This window comes from Glutamicibacter sp. GQ173 (assembly GCF_059759215.1).
Genome location: NZ_JCAXDT010000002.1, coordinates 105283 through 123619, shown reverse-complemented (window position 1 = coordinate 123619; position 18337 = coordinate 105283). Strand labels below are relative to the sequence as shown.

Annotated in this window: 17 protein-coding genes and 2 tRNA genes; 8 read left to right on the top strand and 11 right to left on the bottom strand. The window is 58.6% G+C overall.

Features of this window, described 5'->3' with window-relative positions; all coding sequences use genetic code 11:
• Window positions 1-19: 19 nt before the first annotated feature.
• Window positions 20-736 carry a beta-ketoacyl-ACP reductase gene (locus AC6CHO_RS04500; protein ID WP_498213907.1) on the bottom strand — a complete coding sequence of 239 codons (717 nt, stop codon included), beginning with the start codon at window positions 734-736 and terminating at the stop codon, window positions 20-22.
• 220 nt (window positions 737-956) lie between these two features.
• Between AC6CHO_RS04500 and AC6CHO_RS04495 the strand changes: the two genes are divergently transcribed.
• Genes AC6CHO_RS04495 through AC6CHO_RS04485 form a run of 3 tightly spaced genes read left to right on the top strand, consistent with a single transcriptional unit; the run spans window position 957 to window position 2506 of the window.
• Entirely contained in the window at window positions 957-1355 is a 399-nt protein-coding gene (locus AC6CHO_RS04495; protein WP_498213906.1) for a DUF3099 domain-containing protein, read from the top strand.
• Complete coding sequence (locus tag AC6CHO_RS04490; RefSeq protein ID WP_498213904.1) at window positions 1355-1600, top strand: acetone carboxylase; 246 nt, start codon at window positions 1355-1357, stop codon at window positions 1598-1600. Before AC6CHO_RS04495 ends, AC6CHO_RS04490 begins: the two co-directional genes overlap by 1 nt.
• On the top strand, window positions 1601-2506 hold the full coding sequence (locus AC6CHO_RS04485; protein WP_498213903.1) for an SURF1 family cytochrome oxidase biogenesis protein: 906 nt from the start codon (window positions 1601-1603) through the stop codon (window positions 2504-2506).
• Between the two features lie 20 nt (window positions 2507-2526).
• Here AC6CHO_RS04485 and AC6CHO_RS04480 read toward each other — a convergent pair whose 3' ends face one another.
• From AC6CHO_RS04480 to mptB (AC6CHO_RS04450), 7 genes are all read right to left on the bottom strand, one after another.
• Complete coding sequence (locus tag AC6CHO_RS04480; protein WP_498213902.1) at window positions 2527-2964, bottom strand: hypothetical protein; 438 nt, start codon at window positions 2962-2964, stop codon at window positions 2527-2529.
• Between the two features lie 67 nt (window positions 2965-3031).
• Window positions 3032-4633, bottom strand: coding sequence for an ABC-F family ATP-binding cassette domain-containing protein (locus tag AC6CHO_RS04475; RefSeq protein WP_444663994.1), 1602 nt, complete (start codon window positions 4631-4633; stop codon window positions 3032-3034).
• Between the two features lie 133 nt (window positions 4634-4766).
• Entirely contained in the window at window positions 4767-5864 is a 1098-nt protein-coding gene (locus AC6CHO_RS04470) for a GTP pyrophosphokinase (protein WP_498213901.1), read from the bottom strand.
• Between the two features lie 83 nt (window positions 5865-5947).
• Complete coding sequence (locus AC6CHO_RS04465; protein ID WP_498213900.1) at window positions 5948-6727, bottom strand: DUF2637 domain-containing protein; 780 nt, start codon at window positions 6725-6727, stop codon at window positions 5948-5950.
• Window positions 6728-6843: 116 nt separating this feature from the next.
• On the bottom strand, window positions 6844-7962 hold the full coding sequence (locus AC6CHO_RS04460; RefSeq protein WP_498213899.1) for a VanZ family protein: 1119 nt from the start codon (window positions 7960-7962) through the stop codon (window positions 6844-6846).
• A 60-nt stretch (window positions 7963-8022) separates the two neighbouring features.
• Window positions 8023-9534, bottom strand: a complete 1512-nt coding sequence (gene mptB, locus AC6CHO_RS04455; RefSeq protein ID WP_498213898.1) for a polyprenol phosphomannose-dependent alpha 1,6 mannosyltransferase MptB — start codon at window positions 9532-9534, stop codon at window positions 8023-8025.
• Window positions 9534-11060 carry a polyprenol phosphomannose-dependent alpha 1,6 mannosyltransferase MptB gene (gene mptB / locus AC6CHO_RS04450; protein WP_498213897.1) on the bottom strand — a complete coding sequence of 509 codons (1527 nt, stop codon included), beginning with the start codon at window positions 11058-11060 and terminating at the stop codon, window positions 9534-9536. The genes mptB (AC6CHO_RS04455) and mptB (AC6CHO_RS04450) overlap by 1 nt, the downstream gene beginning before the upstream one ends.
• Window positions 11061-11271: 211 nt before the next feature.
• On the opposite strand from mptB (AC6CHO_RS04450), the gene orn reads away from it, so the two are divergent.
• The 3 genes from orn (at window position 11272) to AC6CHO_RS04435 (ending at window position 12598) form a co-directional block, all read left to right on the top strand.
• Window positions 11272-11880: an oligoribonuclease gene (orn, locus tag AC6CHO_RS04445; protein ID WP_498213896.1), complete on the top strand. Its 609-nt coding sequence runs from the start codon at window positions 11272-11274 to the stop codon at window positions 11878-11880.
• A 162-nt stretch (window positions 11881-12042) separates the two neighbouring features.
• Window positions 12043-12118, top strand: a tRNA-His gene (locus AC6CHO_RS04440).
• Window positions 12119-12522: 404 nt separating this feature from the next.
• Window positions 12523-12598, top strand: a tRNA-His gene (locus AC6CHO_RS04435).
• A 91-nt stretch (window positions 12599-12689) separates the two neighbouring features.
• On the opposite strand, the gene AC6CHO_RS04430 is transcribed toward AC6CHO_RS04435, so the two are convergent.
• Window positions 12690-13187, bottom strand: coding sequence for a DUF2306 domain-containing protein (locus AC6CHO_RS04430; RefSeq protein WP_498213895.1), 498 nt, complete (start codon window positions 13185-13187; stop codon window positions 12690-12692).
• A 702-nt stretch (window positions 13188-13889) separates the two neighbouring features.
• Between AC6CHO_RS04430 and AC6CHO_RS04425 the strand changes: the two genes are divergently transcribed.
• Entirely contained in the window at window positions 13890-15038 is a 1149-nt protein-coding gene (locus AC6CHO_RS04425; RefSeq protein ID WP_498213893.1) for an acyl-CoA dehydrogenase family protein, read from the top strand.
• Between the two features lie 24 nt (window positions 15039-15062).
• Entirely contained in the window at window positions 15063-15635 is a 573-nt protein-coding gene (def, locus tag AC6CHO_RS04420) for a peptide deformylase (RefSeq protein ID WP_498213892.1), read from the top strand.
• Window positions 15636-15647: 12 nt separating this feature from the next.
• Here def and AC6CHO_RS04415 read toward each other — a convergent pair whose 3' ends face one another.
• Both AC6CHO_RS04415 and AC6CHO_RS04410 read right to left on the bottom strand, forming a co-directional pair.
• The gene (locus AC6CHO_RS04415; protein WP_498213891.1) at window positions 15648-16694 is read right to left on the bottom strand and encodes a winged helix DNA-binding domain-containing protein; all 1047 of its coding nucleotides are present in this window, start codon (window positions 16692-16694) and stop codon (window positions 15648-15650) included.
• Window positions 16695-16861: 167 nt separating this feature from the next.
• On the bottom strand, window positions 16862-18319 hold the full coding sequence (locus tag AC6CHO_RS04410; protein WP_498213890.1) for a glyceraldehyde-3-phosphate dehydrogenase: 1458 nt from the start codon (window positions 18317-18319) through the stop codon (window positions 16862-16864).
• Window positions 18320-18337 lie beyond the last annotated feature (18 nt).

Here is an 18337-nt window from a genome sequence, read left to right as displayed (position 1 = left end):
CGCGCTGCAGGAAAGCTCTTTAGTGGCCCATTCCCAGGCCGCCATCGACAGGAATCACGGCGCCCGAAATGTAGGCTGCCTCATCGCTGGCGATCCAGCGAACCACGTTGGCAACCTCTTCAGGCTCGGCGAAACGGTTGGCCGGGATATTAGACAGGTAGTCTTTCTGGGTTTCTTCAGGCAGCACGGCGGTCATCTCCGTGTTGATGAAGCCCGGCGCCACCACGTTGGCCGTAATGCCACGCGAGCCAAGCTCACGGGTAAGCGAACGGGCGATGCCCACCAGGCCGGCCTTGGATGCGGCATAGTTGATCTGCCCCGGGGAGCCGTAGAGGCCGACCACCGAAGAAATCAGGACAACGCGGCCCCGCTTCAGGCGCATCATGCCCTTGGTGGCTCGCTTGATGACGCGGAAGGCGCCGGTGAGGTTGGTATCGATCACCGAGGTGAAGTCGTCTTCGCTCATGCGCAGCAGCAAGGTGTCCTTGGTGACACCTGCGTTAGCGACCAGCACTTCAACCGGGCCGTGGGCCGATTCGACCTCTTTGAAAGCCTCATCGATGGAGGCGCTGTCGGTGACGTCTGCCTTAACGCCCAGCAGGCCGGCGGGAACCTCGCCGCTGCGGTAGGTGATGGCTACCTTGTCGCCGTTGGCCTCGAAGGCACGGGCAATGGCAAGTCCGATGCCGCGATTGCCGCCGGTGACGAGTACGCTGCGGCCAGTGGTTGGTTCCATAGTCAATGTATTTCTCCATTCATGCGTTGGCGCGAGCACGACAAATCGTGTGACTGAGGCCTCGACTAACGCACTTTGCCTAGTTAAGTAGCTTCTCCGTGATCAATCCTATTAGTTACTGCCCAGTTTTACCGCTTCGACAGCGCGTAGAAATTACACTCTCGGTGCCACAAGTGAGACAATGGAAGCAGTTTCTGTACAGCAAAGCGAAGTCTTCTACATGTCATCTCAACCCACGAATCACGATTCGCGTGAACCTGAAGTTCACCGCATCACTGAAGCCCGGGAATCCCATACTTCCGAGCGCGATAGCCGTGTGCGCAAATACACGATTTCGATGACTGTCCGAATGATCTGCTTCATTCTCGCGTTCTTCTTTGACGGTTGGCTTCGCTGGGTATTTATCGCTGGCGCCGTCATCCTGCCGTATATCGCTGTGGTCGTTGCCAACGGCGGCGCGGATTTGACCAAGCGCGAGCCGCCAGCCGAATTTTACACGGACCCGGAACCGGGACAACTGCCAGCTCCACCGGCCTCCGCAGAACCATCGGAAACGGAAGCTGAAGTCATTGAGGGCACCTTTGCTGATCAGCCAAACAACCCACCCAAGGAGGACTAGTGGATTTATTAGGTTCATTGGGACAGGCGCAAGCCAGCACCGAGGTTCAGTGCTCGCGCAAGGGCTGCCGCAACCGTGCCGAGCACCAGCTGCTTTGGAACAACCCAAAAATCCACACCCCCGAACGCCGCAAAATCTGGCTGGCTTGCCCTGAGCATCTGGACTGGCTGGAGACGTATCTAAAAGAACGCCTGCTTTACCGGCAAACCCTGCCGTTGCCAGGAACTACTGGAGGTACCGAGTAAATGTACCGGTTTCTAGCAAGCACCCGCTGGGTAGGCTGGTTGATTTTGGTAGCCATTTTCGCCACCGCCTGCGTCAGCCTGGGCAACTGGCAGGCCAACCGCAGGGAACAGGTCCTCACGGGCATTGAACGGGTCAACCGCAATTATTTCGCCGACCCGGTCTCAGGCGGACAGGCTCTTGAGAAATTCAACCAGCTTCCCGAAGAGAAAACCTGGATGACGGCCAAGCTCACCGGAAGCTACCTGCCCGGCGATACCTTGATCGTGAGGAATCGCATCAAGGCTGGACGCCCGGGCTACGAAGTGCTGGTGCCCTTCAAGACCACGCAGGGCGAAGTTGTCATCATTGACCGCGGCTACCTGCCGATTGGCGATGAACAGAGCGGACACCCCGACTCCATCCCGGCACCGCCTTCGGGAGAAGTGACGGTGCTCGCTCGGCTGAAGCCCGGTGAAGTGCGGTTGGACCGAGGCGCCCCAGAAGGGCAGATCGCATCAATCCAGCTAGAGGATTATGCGCAGCAGGTCGACTATGGCATCGCCCAGGGCGCTTACGGCATCATGTACCAGGAAGATCCTGCCCCGTCCATCACGCCTCAGCCGCTGGATGCGCCGGATATGGACGAGGGTCCCCACCTCTCCTACGAATTCCAGTGGTACGCCTTCGGCGTGCTCGCTTTTGTCGGTTTCTGGTATGCCGCCAGGCAGCAAAAGAAGTTGAACGCCGAGGACGCAGCCGAGCTGGCTGAAGCACGGGCTTTGGGCTTTGACGAACCGGTGCACAAGGTGCGCAAGGTGCGGGCCAAAGCGGAGAAGAAGTACCGGCGCGACGGTTCCTTGACCGATGAAGCTATCGAAGATGCACTGCTCGATGAGGCGCCAGAAGCCCGCAGCGATCTTCGCTAATCGGCTCTAGGAGCCCGGGCTCATGGCGCCCAACGAATGCCTTCCTGGCCGCAGCCCCCAGTTTCATCCTGGGGAGTATCCGCCGCAGCACAAGAAGCATCAATCAGCGTGCGCTGCCCTACCGGCTCTTCGAGCTCCAGCGTGTAGGGAACTGTCTCATTGGACTGGCAGGTTTGAGGTTCGCCAGTCAGCGGTTCCACCACCATGCCGATGGTGATATTTTCCTGGCCGTAATCAACTTGGGCGCCGGTAATCCCACCGGTCACCCCTGAGCCGCAGGCAATGCGCATCACCCCGAGATCGAGGCTTGTGCTCTTGAAGGTCACCGCCGAGGAATCCATCAGGCTCCATTGCGCGTTCACCGCGTCGGATGTTTTCTGCACGCATCCAGTGGCCGCAAGCGCGGCCAGCAAAAGGCCTGCGGCGAGAACATCCATTCGGCGTCCAGATAAACTCATGGCTTGGCACAACCCCTTCTAGCGGTGTCATGCCAAGCCTATGAGTTTTCTTGTTGGGCTGCTAGACCTAGGTCAGCGACACTAGCTCAAGGTAGTCTTCGTTGAACAAGTCCTCGTCGCCATCGGGCAGGATCACGACGCGCTCTGGCTTCAAGGACATCACTGCGCCTTCATCGTGGCTGACCATTACCACGGCGCCTGGGAAGGTCGACAAAGCGCCAAGGACTTCCGCGCGCGAGGCTGGGTCCAGGTTGTTGGTAGGCTCATCGAGCAGCAGCACGTTGGCGCTGGATGCCACGATAGTTGCCAGTGCCAGGCGGGTCTTCTCGCCGCCGGAGAGCACCCCGGCCGGCTTGGAGACGTCATCGCCAACAAACAGGAACGAACCGAGGATCGAGCGCACATCGGCATCGTTGAGGTGATCCGGGGCGTTGCGGCGCATATTTTCCAGCACCGTGGCCTCGGGATCCAGGGTGTCGTGCTCCTGGGCGAAGTAGCCGATCTTCAAGCCATGGCCAGGAACAATCTTTCCGGTATCGGGCTCGGCCACGCCTGCGAGCATGCGCAGCAAGGTGGTCTTACCGGCACCGTTCAGGCCCAGGATGACGACCTTGGAACCGCGGTCGATAGCCAGCGACACGTCGTTGAAGATCTCCAGCGAACCATAGGCCTTGGACAATCCTTCGGCCATCAATGGGGTCTTGCCGCAGGGAGCCGGATCCGGGAAGCGCAGGGCGGCGACCTTGTCCGAAGCGCGTTCTTCCTGCAAGCCCGAGAGCATGCGGTCAACACGCTTGAGCATGGACTGCGCCGCCGAGGCACCCGAGGCACGGGCCTTCATGCGGGTTGCCTGGGTCAGCAGCACGGAGGCCTTCTTTTCGATGTTGGCACGCTCGCGCTTGCGGGCACGCTCATCGGTTTCACGCTGGATCTTGTAGCGCTTCCAGTTCATGTTGTAGACATCAACAACACCGCGGTTGGCATCAAGGTTCAGGACCTTGTTGACGGTTTCTTCCATCAAGCCGGTGTCGTGGCTGATCATCAGCACACCGCCTGGGTAGTTCTTGATGAAGTCACGCAGCCAGTTGATCGAGTCGACGTCCAAGTGGTTGGTCGGCTCGTCGAGCAGCAGGGTTTCAGCGTCCGAGTAGAGAATCCGGGCCAATTCCACACGGCGGCGCTGGCCACCGGAAAGGGTGCGCAGCGGCTGCTCCAGAATGCGGTCCGGCAAGTCCAGGTTGGCGCAGATCGCCGCGGCTTCAGACTCCGCGGCGTAGCCGCCGGCAGCAATGAATTCTGCTTCCAGTCGGTCATAGCGGCGCATGGCCTTGGCCGAAACGGCAGGGTCGTCGCTGGCCATTTCATCGCGGTTCTGGGCCAGCTTGCCCAGAACAACGTCCAGGCCGCGGGCGCCGAGAATGCGGTCGCGGGCCAGCTGCTCCATATCCGGGGTCTTCGGATCCTGGGGCAGGTAGCCGATGGAGCCCTTATGGGTCACATCTCCGCTGGTTGGCTGGGTCTCGCCGGCGAGGACCTTGGTCATCGTCGTCTTGCCGGCACCGTTGCGTCCCACCAGTCCGATCTTGTCGCCCTTGTCGATGCGGAAGTTCACTTCGTCCATCAGCAAGCGGGCGCCGACGCGTAGCTCAAGGTTGGCTACGGAAATCATATGGTGTGGACCTTTCACGCGGTGGCACAAATCTATGCCCATTAATTGGGCAACTTAACTAGTCTACCGGTCAAAGGCCCAGGCACTAGCGGAAAGTGCATAAACTAACAGTCCAGTGCGCATTTTTGACCGGCTACTGCCCCGGTTGGGAGCGGTAATCCTTCATTTGAATCAACCGGCGGCGCAGCGAACCTTCTCGGCGAAGGTCCCCTCCGCTGGTCTTGTCGATGTGTTCCTTGCCGAAACGCCACAACAGGACGTCATCCAGCAGGCGGTCTGGGCCTGGCGAATAGCGGTGGTCCAATGCCGCGCGAACGTCGGTGACCACGTTGGCGTCCAGCAACTGCGCCAATTGCCAGGTCTGGTTGATTTCGTGCGCATCGAGCAGTTCGGAGGCCCAAGACCAATCGTCGTCGCGTTTGCGGTCAACGTGCGGCAACAGGGTCTGCCAGATTTCACCAATCTTTTCGCCTGACAACGGCTCGGCTCCGGCACCTTGCTGGTCGTGGTAGCCGTTGAGCCGGTGGTACAGCTCATTGATATCGGTGAAGTAGTCTTCAACCGTTTCAAGCATGGCCGCGGTGGCAGTGAAGTGCCGGTCAATCTGCGGGTTCCAGGCGGCCTCGCCGGGATGCTTGAAGCGGATGTCGTGTTCCATCTCGCTCCAAGCGTGCTGGAGCACCGTGCGGATCTGCACTTCAAAGACGAAGTTTCCGCTGGCAACCACCGGCTTTCCCAGGGCTTCCTGGAATTTCCGCACGGTTGGTTCGCTGCGGGTTTTGAGAAGCAGGTGCCGCGAAGAGTACCCGTAGGTCCCCGACTCGACTGAACCAATATCCTTCTCGCGATCGCTGCGGCAGTCGAAGGAGTCCCGATGGGATTTGATCAGGCTTGCAACCTGCTGGATTTCATGAGGCAGCATCACGATGATGCGGATGCCGACCATGTCGTGGATTTCGCGCAGCGGGTTGGGGAATTCGAGCACCGGAGCGCTCTCGCTGGTTTCCTGCAGCCGGCGCGAAGCCTTTGCACGGAAGGACTGCGCAGATTTGACCCGGCCGGTGATGAACAAGGGCTGGACTTCGCTTTGCGCAAAGAGCCTGCGGATCTTCGCCTTCATGGCAGACATGACGGTATTCAGCTCGCCGGTGACAGACTTGTACTGTTCAACGGAGTTCTCGATGTGCTCGGAGAACTCATCGTTCGTTGGCTCATGCTGGGATTCCGTCATAACTGCCTCCTCGTTACTGATTTGCTCGTTGCTTTGCAGTCCTCATGCTCCGTATTGCGCCGGCCGGGTGATTCTGGAAGAAACTAGGGACGGCTCAGGCGCTTGGCCATGTCGTCAAACAGTGGAGCCTTGTCGTCAGCTGTCTTCTTCTGCTCGGCCACCGGCTCGGCAGCGGTCTTGGCGTTCTGGGCATTCTGCTTGATGGGGGTGACCTTGGCATCCGCGCGTGCGCTGGCGATGCCTTCGGCGCGAGCACGAGCCAGGGCATCCTGGTGTTCCTGCTCGATCTCGGCCATGCGCTCGTCTTCAGCGGTTTTGGCGTCGTTCAACGCAGCACCATAGCCATCGTCATAAGCCACGCCGTACTTCTGGGCGTTTTCCTGCTCTTCGTCGTACTCAAGATCGGCACGGAGCTTGGCTGCTTCAGACTTCTTCTGGTACATGTGCACGGTCAAGTGGGTAATGGCCAAAAGAACAATTGGCGGCATCGCGGCGACCAGAGCCGAAACCAGGGCCGGCACACCGTTCTCAATCGAGTCAACGGTCAAGATGGCGTGCGTGGAGTTCGCGGCGGTGGAAACAATGGCGCCGAAGAACAACAGCGACCAAGGGTAGATCATGGCCTTGCGGCTGAATCCGTTCAAGGCGACGATGGCCACCGTGGCGGCGACGATCATGCCGTCGATGATGATTGGCCAGATCCAGGCCAGCCGCGGGCTGATGCCCGAGCGCTCGGCCAAGTCGGTAAGTGCGGCGAAAGAGAGCACGAATGCGCCGATGGCGATCAGGACCGTCGCGCCGACGGCCGTGCCTAGGACTGCCTTGTGCGGTTCGTTCGGGACCTCAAGCTTATTTTCTTCCATGCTGCTGGGCAGACCTAACTTCTCAGTATTCGGATGTGTCGTCGAAGGCGAGTGTGATGACCCCAGCGCATAGGTCCAAAGCCACCAGATTCTATTTTAGCCCCTAATGATTAGTGCTAATTCTCTCGGATTGATATGGCCCGGCGATCAATAAAACCGGTTCTGGTAGCCTTCCCGGCGAGCCCGCGGTGACGAGAATCAGCGAGGAAGAAGACCACGCTCACTGCGATGTAGGCGGTGACCAGCATGTTCAAAATCGGGTATGGGCTGACATCCGTGAGGCTGGTGGAAATTTGGAACAGGAAAGTGATTCCACCAAATCCAAGGATGCTGCGGATCAGCGCCCGGGGTGCCGAGGCGGGGACAGAGCCGGGACCAGCAACCATCAACCACGCGCAGCGCTGTCCCAGCGAGGCCCGGCCAGGGGCCATGCTGGGAAGCAGGAAGACGAAGAACACGACCACCAGCGGAATCCAGAAATTCATCAAGCGTTCATTGGTGGCTGGTCCGCCCAGTCTTTCGATCAGCGACAGGGCACCGGTGATCGCAAAGACGGCCCCAGTGGTGATGGCCGCGTCAAAGACGTTGGCCAATGCCCGCCGGGCGCGGGTAACACTGCGGGCAGCCGCGTAGCGTGCATCGCCTTCCTTGGGACCGGTGAGGAAACTGAAGATCGGCAGATAGGCGAGGATGGCACCAAGGAGTGCCCCTGCGGTATTCATGATCAGGTCGTCGACATCGGCTACCCGGTAGGCGCAGTTGTACAGGCCCCAAATTCCGGTGTACTGGGTAAGCTCGATCGCCAGCGAAGCGGCAAAGCCCAGCACCATGCCGGTGAAGACGTTCCCGCGCAACCAGCGCACGGCCAGGATGCCCAGCGGCATGAACAAGATGATATTGAACAAAACCTGCCACAGCACGAAGCTCGTAGCGAATCCGCGGAGCCCCAGTTCAGCGATCGCTGAACTGAATTCATAGAGGAAATGCCCGGGATCCGTTTGGGTGATCCCCATCCCGCTGTAGCAAGCCGCTTGGCGGGTCGCGGGCAACGGCAGCATGGTGTAGCTGAACAGGCCGAACCCGTAGATTGCAGCCATAGCTGTGGTGATGGTGCGACGCCAAGACAGCCGGCCGTGGCGCCGGTATTGAACGGCCAGCAGGAAGACTCCCGCGGCACCGAGAAACAGGGCGGCACCGAGAACTGCTATGGCCGCAGGCCAAATCATCGTTTGCATAGTTCTATCTAAGCCGACGGTTCGAAGAAGAACCTGTGCTGGGGCATGTGATTTTGGCTATTACATTTTGCCTTGATGCGAAGATCCGGCTGGCCCGGCGGGACCTGCAAGGATGCGCCGGGTTTTGGCATCAAAGCGGAACAGGCCGGCAAATAGCAGCACCGCCAATACTCCGGCGAAGGAGCGCATCATCCACGCCGAGTGCCATTGCTCGATGGAGAGCTGGTCGACAAATACCGCCACCAGAATGAGGCTGGAGACGTAGATCATCAATTTTTCCGAAGACCAGGACACCCGATGTGAAATCACGAACAGTGCCATCAGCCACAAGATGTACCACGGCTGAATTATCGGCGCGAGAAGAACCACAGCCGACAGCGACCAGGCGGCCAATCGCACCGGATTCGAGATGTCTTTGGACAATGCCAGCCGCGCAACAATGATCAGCGCCAGTGCCTGGAACGCGGCCACCACCAAGCCATTGACGAATCCGATGTCTCCCCCGAGGATTCCCGCCAGGTTGCTCACGCTCCACCCGATCAACCCCACCGGAGCATATGGAAACGCAGCGCTTCCAGCACTGAACATCGCAGGCAGCCACCCAAACCACAGGTTGGTCAGTGCTCCAACGATGCTGAGCCAAATGAGAGTCAGTACAAGGACTTTGGCCCACATGGACCAGCGGGCGCGCTTGGATGGGTTCTTCCCGAGAATAATCAAGCCAAGGAATGGCAGAACAAGCAATACGATCGGCTTGACTGAAATGGCGATCGATAAAGCCAATGTAGAGGCCACGGGTCGGCGATCGTAGGCGTAGGCCATGGCGCAGAATACTCCGGCAATCATCAGCGCGTCATTGTGAACGCCACCGATCATGGTCAGCAGGAACAGGGGGTTGCCCACGATGGCCCAGTTGGCCCAGATCGGGTTCTGGCCCATTTTATTGGCCAGTTTTGCCGTGAAGTGAAAGCAGCCAATCACGCCGAGCATTGCGACAATGCGCAAAAGCCCCACGCCGATTTCTGGAACTCCATTGGAGGCGAAAAAGATGATGCGGGCCAGCACCAGAAAGAACGGGCCATATGGCGAAGGCGATTGTGCCCAGAGGCCGTCGGAGCCTCCATCAAACCAGCCGGGCAGGGCCGAGATGCCTTCGGCATACGGTGATTTGTCTGCGTGCAGCATCCGCCCTTGGGCAAGATAGGAATACACATCGCGGCTGAGAATCGGGAAGCTGAACATCAACGGCGCCGCCCACATCCCCAGCAGCCGCCCCAGTTCCTTGTGGGTGACCCCCGTGGCACTTTGCACACGTGGCCTGGTGACAATCCACGTTCGGGTCAACCACACCATGCCCAAGGCCATCAAGATAATACACGTGATGACGCCGCTGGCATCGGTCCGGAACTCGATGAAGAATCCACTGCGGGCCAATGGTGAAAGCTGGTTGCGCGGGAACCAGCCAATCCCCCAGGAAGCCACGGTGATCATCGCTGAGGCGGCAAAACCCTGCCATCCCAGTGAGCGCAGACTCTCCCCCAAGAGCATCCGGTTAATTGCCAACACCGCCACTAGGCCTTCTTCGACTTCTTCAGCCAGTTGGTGGAGCTCAGAAGGTCAGAGCAGATGGTCTTTGTTTTTGGATCGAAGAAGACCAGGTATACGGCGCAGGCAATTGAAATGCCCCACGAAATCATCTGGACACGTGGCACCAGGGAATCCTGGAGGAACTGCCAAACGAAGATCTGGTCGGCTGCCTGATAGGCCAGGAAGAAGATCGTGGTCAGGTGGAGCCATAGCATTTGCCAGTCATCGCGCAGGCCCGTGGCGGCAAAGAACGGCAGGAGCCACAGCAGGTACCAGGGCTGGATTACCGGCGAGAGGACAACGATCGCGGAGAACGCGATGGCCATGCGCTGCACCAGGTGGGAATATTTGCCGCGGAACATCAGCACGATCGCCATCAGGACGCCGATAAGCCGTCCCGCGGTCTTGATGACCGATAGCACGCCATCCGATTCCCACCCGAAGGATTGGAAAATGCTTGAAATGGCGACGGTCATCAGGCCCAGCGGGGCAAAGATCGAGAAGCCGGCCCCGGTGTAGTTGAGCATGACGTCCAGCCAGCCGAACCAGTATCCGTTGAGCCACCCGACAGCGGTCATGAGGGCCAGGAAGATCATGCCGGAGTAGAACCAATACAGGATGCGGCGGGGCCACGTGGCGTTCGGACCAGCCCAGAGCAGGCCGATGAAAGGCAGCAGGACCAGGGTGATGGGCTTGACGCCGATGGAAGCAGCCAGGACAACAATCGCCCAGAACCCGTGCCGCTTGCACGCAAGATAAACCGCCCACACGGACAGGCCGGTCATCAGCGCGTCGTTGTGGGCGCTGGCAACAAAATTCACCAGGAACAGCGGATTCGCAACGGTCATCCAAGCAGCTTTTGCTCCCGGAACAGAATGCAGTTCGGCGAGCTTCGGCACAAAGTGCAGGCAGAGCAATACCCCGATGAACGCGATCGCCCTGAATGCGAGAACCGCAGCATCGGTCGAACCGCCAACAACGTTGACCACTAGGTATTCGATGGACAAGTACAAGGGCCCGTAGGGGGTTCCATCCTGGGCCCACATGGTGTCGGTGCCCAGCTGGAACCAGTTGTTCAGGCTGGAAATCCCATCGACATACGGATCCTGCCCTGCGTCAACCAATCGCCCCTGTCCGATATAGGCGAAGACGTCGCGGCTCATAATCGGCAGCGCGACAAACATCGGTATGCTCCACAGCCAGACCGCCCGGCGAACGATCTTCAGGGATCCTTCACCCCAGTCACCCAGTTTTTGGCCTAGCCGCCACCAAGAGCGGAAAAGCAGCCAGCATCCAATGGCCAGCAGGATGACGCAAGTGATGACACCGGCGGCTTCGGTGCGCAGCATGATGAAAAATGGATCGCGGTTAAGCGGTGATACGCTGGCGAGCCACCCGGTTCCGAATGAGCCAAAAAGTAGCAGCGATGCACCAATGACGCCGCTGAGCAGCGTCCTGTTAATGCCAGCCTCGGGCTGGGAGCGCACTGCTTCTACGTTGCTGGATGACACACTGACACCTCGTGCTGTAGCGGACAAAAATCTGGTAAAACTTGGCCAACCACGCATCGGGATTCGCCATGCGAACAGGTGATTCAACGGCCGGGAATCTCAGACGATTTTAGCATCGCACCGCCTCTCAAAGCAGGTAGGACACTATTTCCAAGCGCGCAATCACGCCGTGCGCTGCCCCACAGCCTGCCAGCGCGTGTAGATTGGTCATGTGGCTAGTAATTCAGAAAAAATTGTATGGATCGACTGCGAGATGACCGGCCTGGATCTGGTTAACGACGCATTGATCGAGGTAGCAGTACTGATCACCGACTCAGAGCTGGTGGTCGTTGATGAAGGAATCCAGGTAGTCATCAAGCCTGAGCCCGCGGCATTGGCCCAGATGGACGACTTTGTACGCAACATGCATACAGTCAGCGGCTTGCTCCCCGAGCTTGAGCAGGGCATCACCATGGACGAAGCCCAGCGCATCGTCCTCGACTACATCAAGCAGCATGTGCCCGAGGCCAAGAAGGCCTTGCTCGGCGGCAACTCGGTGGGTACCGATAAGAACTTCCTGGCACGGGACATGCCAGAAGTCATCGAGCACCTGCACTACCGAATCATCGACGTCTCCACGCTGAAAGAGCTCAGCCGACGCTGGTACCCGACTACCCACCTCGAAGCCCCGGTGAAAACCGGCAACCACAGGGCGCTGGGTGACATCCAGGACTCCATTGACGAACTTCGCTACTACCGCGAGTCCATCATGGTTCCAGCCCCTGGCCCCACCGTGGAAGAAGCCCGGTTGATCGCTTCCAAGATTGCTCCGAACAGCTAGCAGCAGCCGCGATTGGGCTCCTGGGGTGCAGGTGACGCACTGCACAGCACCTTCAGGAGCTTCCAATTGGCATACAGCCGAGAATTATGTGTATAGTATTTCTCGTTGCCAGATACTGATCCAGCGTTCAAAAGCGTTCTGACTAGTATCGAAGCAAACATGGTGGGTATAGCTCAGTCGGTAGAGCGTCTGGTTGTGGTCCAGAAGGTCGCGGGTTCAAACCCCGTTACTCACCCCAGGTCAGAAGGCTTGATTCGAAACTCCGGTTTCGAGTCAGGCCTTCTTTGCTTTCCCCGGAGCCTTCGCCAGCAGATTCCGCCCAAGAATAAACCCAGACGATTCAAGAGCAGTTACGGCCTCGGAGGCGCCATCCGAGAAGCGGATCAACAAATTCCAGACGATGCAGCCGGGTCCAAACGCTTTCATTCAAAAAACTTTGCATCGATGTCGGATAACCAAAAATTCGATGCGCCCGGCGGAAATCCCCATTGGGCAATTCAATAATTGAGCTGCTGGTCACATGCAGCCCGATCCCCCCATTCCTGATTGGTATTCAACCCGCAATTACGTGTATAGTATTTCTCGTTGCCAGATACACGACTTTTAGCCCTAAAGCTTCTGACTAGTATCGAAGTAAACATGGTGGGTATAGCTCAGTCGGTAGAGCGTCTGGTTGTGGTCCAGAAGGTCGCGGGTTCAAACCCCGTTACTCACCCCAGATCAAAAGGCTCGATTCAGAACTCCGGTTTTGGATCGAGTCTTTTGCTTTCCCGGCCTATCGCACCGCACCCAAGAATCGCAGGTCAAACCTACCCTGCCGTCGTGCCCGTGCCAGAAGCTCGGCCCCGCGTCCCCTTCCGAAGCATCAGCAAAACGTAAAGCACCCGGATAGTTGCAAGGGCAACGACAATTCCGATTGCACCCCAGAGCATCGACGGATCAGCGGCATAAAGAGTCGGAATCACCCGACCGGGCGCGAAAACAGCAATAGCCCCGGCGGCCATGGCGCCGATCCACGAAACAATCGTGTTTCCGATATGCCCAGGAATATTGCCCCGACGAATATTTACCATTCCGAAAGTTGTTGTTCCAAAAGTAAAAATTGCCAGCGCCTGGAAAATCGTGAATCCCCCGCTAATGGTATAGATGAACATCCCGCTCACGCAGACAAAATACATGGATATAACCCATGTGCGTCCGACCACCCGGTCGCGGAAGTCCTTGCGCCTACGACGAATTCTGACCGGCGCCAGCAGAATAACGAGACTGGCTGAAATCGCATGAACAGCAATAATGATGTTCTCCATGGCCATAATGTAATTCCGATCGGTTCGACGCGCACCCTTGCCAGCGCAATCCGATGGCTCGGTGAATGCACAGCTCCCGTCGCTTCGCCACCAATAGGTACAACTGGCGCACTATCATGGCAACCCTCGGCGAGCGCCATGCCGTCCTAACAGCGCCTGTTGGGCGCACCGCGTCATTGGCACAAATGAAGTCGCGAAGAACTTTGTGATTATCTACCCGACTCGCTCTGGTTGCCCCGAGGTCTACAGCCAGTACCAGTGTCCAGATGCCCACTGCCATTACTCGTAAACTCTTGGCCGCGCTGGACATCAAAGAAATTGTCCAGCCCCTTAGCTCCCCCCGACGTTCGGCCTTTAGGCCACGCCGTGATTCAAGCCCGCCACCTGGCCAGGTTGCCATCACCCGCTGTTCGGCAAGCGCGGGCTTGAATCGATTTCATAGCTGGTCCATTGGACCTTTCCCGCAGGTTAAGTCATATTTCAGAAACCTGCAGACGGCATTCGAAACTGTATTCGAATGCGTTGTGCTTTTGGGTCTAACCCCGTATTTTTCGAGACATCTGGCGTTATTTGGCGACTTGAGCACGTGGGTTAGCGATTCTATTAGCCATGAATTCGTGCAAACAACCATAATGGAACTTGTACTTTGGCAAGTCTCTGAGTTGATTGCCTGCGTCCTATCCACTGAAAGGTACTCCCCCTGTGAAACGCGCGCTTTTTGAAGAGGACCACGAACAGTTCCGTGAGTTGGCTACGGAGTTCAACACCCGTGAAGTCTCTGGCAAATACGCCCAGTGGGAGAAGGACCACCAGATTCCTCGCGAGGTATGGCAATCAGCAGGCGAGAATGGCTTGCTGGGCTTGGCGGTTCCCGAGGAATTCGGCGGCATGGGCATTGATGACTACCGCTTCCGCGTGGTCATGGACGAGGAGTTTGTGCGTGCTGGCCACCTGGCTGTCGCGTTGGCCTTCCACTTGCACGACGATCTCGTGCTTCCATACCTGCTGGCCTACGGCTCTGCGGAGCTCAAGGCCAAGTGGCTGCCTCGCATGGTTGATGGCTCCACGATCACTTCCTGCGCCTTCACGGAGCCGGGGGCTGGGTCGGATCTGCGCGCGGTGCGCACCAAGGCGGTGCGTGATGGCGAGGATTGGCTGCTGAGCGGCCAGAAGACTTTCATCGGCAACGGAGCCTTCGGCGATGCCGCTCTGGTCCTTGCCCGCACCGACGGCCAGAGCAGTCGCGCGTCCGAGGATTCCTTCTCCCTGTTCATGGTGGAGCGCGCTGAGGGCTACACCAACGGCAATCCGTTCGACAAGATGGGTCTGCGCGCTTCGGATACTGCCGAATTGTTCTTTGACGAGGTCCGGGTATCTGATGCGGACCGCATTGGCGAAATCGGCCAGGGGCTTCGCTACGTCAAGGAGCAGTTGCCACAGGCTCGCCTGGCAATCGCCGTGGCAGCAGCAGCCATCTGCACTGCGTCTTTCGAGCAGGCCCTGGAGCATGCGAAGAACCGATCGACCTTCGGGCAGGCGCTGACCCAGTACCAGAACATCAGGTTCGAATTGGCTAATCTGAAAACTGAGTCCCATGTCACTCAGGCTTTTGTTGATCAAGCAGTACTGGCGTTCAACGACGGCGAATTGGACGCGCACGAAGCGGCTGAAGTGAAGCTTTGGGCTAGTGAGAGCGCAAAAAAGCTATCCGATAAGGCCCTGCAGATCCATGGTGGCTACGGCTACATCATGGAATACCCCATTGCCCAGTCATTCACCGCGGCCCGCCTGTTGACCATTTTTGGTGGCACAAGCGAGATCATGCGTGAAACTATTGGACGAGCACTTTAAGCACTTTTGAAAGGACCTGATCACGTGCCTATCCGGCAGATCACAGTTTACGGAGAACCTGTTCTACATCGTCGCGCGGTGGAAGTCACCGAGTTCGACGACGAACTTCGCCAGCTCGTTGCAGATATGCATGTGACCATGGACGAAGCACACGGCGTGGGACTGGCCGCTCCGCAGATTGGCATCGGTCTACGCCTTTTCACCTACGTCTATGCCGACCAGGACTCTGCTCCTGAGCGCGGTGTGATCATCAACCCCAAGCTGACCCTCTCCAAGGTTTCACAGGCGCCAGCTGATTTTGATGACGAGTCCGAAGGCTGCCTGTCCGTACCCGGGCTGAACTACCCGCTCAAGCGTGCCGAATACGCCAAGGTGGAGGGCTTTGATGAATTTGGCCAGCCGATCGCTTTTGAAGCCCACGACTGGTTCGCCCGCATCATGCAGCACGAATACGACCACCTTGATGGCTTTCTGTATGTAGACAAGCTGCAGCCGCGCTGGGATAAGCGATGGAAGAAAGCCAAGAAGGCGCTGGGCTGGGGCGTACCAGGGAACACCTGGCTGCCCGGGACCGATGAGGATCCTTTCGGCCATTAGCCTTCCGGCTGCCTATGCAGTATTCCTGAAGTCGATATACCGCTGATGTAGCGCCGCACCGAGAGCATCGGTCGGCGCTACATTTGCATTCCATAGGCCACGGGCCCTGCCTTGTTCAAGCCAGAAGGCGTTGAACATTCCATTCTTCCCTGGCGTGATCTGCTTCTGCATCGATTCATCGGCCATCAGGCTGCGATCGGCCCAGGAGAGATAGTACTCGTCAAAGGGTCCGAGCAAACGAGTGGGAAGGTGCGGGGCGCCTGATGATTCGCAGGCTTGATGCGCTGCTGAGCCCTGGACCACAAAAAAGTCCTCGCCGCGCTCGTTCTTTCCCACGCTGACCAGTTCCCGACCCAGTTCTGCGGCCGCCGTGCGGATGGTTGTCAGCGTTTGCCCGGCATACCAGGCGGCATCACGCAAGGTGGCAGGAGCATGGGAGCCCAGGTAGCGCAACAGCAATTCCTGTATCGGGCTATCGGGAACATGATGCTTGCTGATCCATTGCCCTGCGAGCACGAAGTCCTGGGCTGCCAACTTGGCGCCTTCCGGAATCGGGCCGAGGCAAATCAAGCCGTGCAGCACCAATGCGAGCAGCAAGTGCGTGCCACGCTGATTGCGCGTGCCGATTCCTTGTTGCTCCAGCTGCTCAAAAATCGCGGTCCTGCTGGCCTGCCCCGCTTCCGCCAGATAGGAGTGGATGATCCGGGCTGCTTGTTCAATGGCCGCAGGGTCAATCTGCAATTCTCGATGCCTGGCAGCAGCTGAACGCAAGGTGCGTTCCTTGGCCAGTTGCACCAGCCATTGTGCGTCTTGGGGCAGGCAGCAATGCAGGGTTCCGCGCATGGTCCATGAGCGCACGAGCAGGCCGTCATTAAAGAGCTGGTCGACCTGTGCCCTGCTTGGCATCGGATCAACGCGCTGGGCCAGCGCATAGCGACCAGCAATAAAGTCTTGCGACTGGGCAGCCATCAGGTGCCCGGCGGCTTCTAGCGTGGATCTGGCAGGCGCGGATAGCAATTGGCTGGCCATCCGGGCCGATAAGAGCCTTTCGCGTTCCATCTGCCTGCCTTCCGCCATGGTCCCTGGTACAGAGCGTAACAGCCAGGGGCGCTTGGCAGTGCCGGCGGGATCTTGCCGCGAGGATGCCACGGCTGGTTAAAAGACTTCGGGACCATGCACCTGCGCACTGTGCGCGGGCATGGTCCCGAGGTTATGGCGATACGGCCTTAGACGGTGACTGCTTCAGCCTTCAGGGCTGGAACTGCTACCGGATGGGTGCCGGCGATCGTTTCGATCACGCGCACCACCTGGCAGGAGTAGCCGAACTCGTTGTCGTACCAAACGTACACAACAGCGTTCTTGCCCGAGACGATGGTAGCCAGGCCGTCGACGATGCCGGCACGGCGCGAGCCGACGAAATCGGTGGAAACAACCTCAGGCGAGTCGATGTAGTCGATCTGCTTGTGCAGGTTCGAAGTCAGCGAAGTTTCGCGAAGGTAGGCGTTCAGCTCTTCCTTGGTGGTTTCGCTCTCCAGGTTCAGGTTCAAGATGGCCATGGAGACATCCGGGGTTGGTACGCGGATGGCGTTGCCGGTCAACTTGCCTTCGAACTCTGGCAGGGCCTTGGCCACAGCTTTGGCAGCACCGGTTTCGGTGATCACCATGTTCAGCGCAGCGGCGCGGCCGCGGCGTTCGCCCTTGTGGAAGTTGTCGATCAGGTTCTGGTCGTTGGTGAACGAGTGAACGGTCTCGACATGTCCGTGGCTCACGCCGAACTTGTCGTTCAGCGCCTTGAGCACTGGGGTGATCGCGTTGGTGGTGCACGAGGCAGCGGTAACGATCTTGTCCTCGGCGGTGATCCAGGAATCATTGATGCCGTGAACGATGTTCTTCAAGTCGCCCTTGCCCGGTGCGGTCAGCAGAACGCGGGCAACGCCCTTGGCCTGCAGGTGCTGGGACAGGCCGGCTTCATCGCGCCAGCGGCCGGTGTTGTCGACGACGATGGCGTTGTCGATGCCGTGCGCGGTGTAGTCGACGGTGGTCGGGTCATTCGAGTAGATGACCTTGATCAGGGTGCCGTTGGCGAGGATGGTGTTGTTCTCCTCGTCGACGGTGATCGATCCTTCGAAGCGGCCGTGGACCGAGTCGCGGCGCAGCAGCGAAGCGCGCTTGACGATGTCATCGTCCGAGCCCTTGCGGACCACGATGGCGCGAAGGCGCAGGCCGTAGCCCCCGCGTTCGATGAGGATGCGGGCGAGCAGGCGGCCAATGCGGCCGAAGCCGTAGAGGACGACGTCCTTTGGTTCTGCATCAGTGGCACCCGACTGGCCAACTTTGTCGCCAAGTTCGTTGCTCAGGAATGCGTTCAGGTCAACAGAGCCGGATTCCTTGAACTTCTTGTTCAAACGGCCAAGGTCAACGGATACCGATCCAACATTCAGCGTCTCGATCTCGTCGAGGATTGCTTTGGTTGCCTTCAGGCTTAGCTCTTCGCCATCAATGCGGCGTACTACGCGGTGCGCCTTGATGATGTCGATGGCGGACTGGTTGATCAGCTTGCGGCCATATACGGAGGGCACCACATTGTTCTTGCGGTACAGGCGTCCGATCAGTGGAATCATGGCCTCGGCGAGCTCTTCGCGCCCGCTCCATTCTTGCTGGGCAACGACAGACTGCTGGGTCACAGAAAATCCTTCCAATTC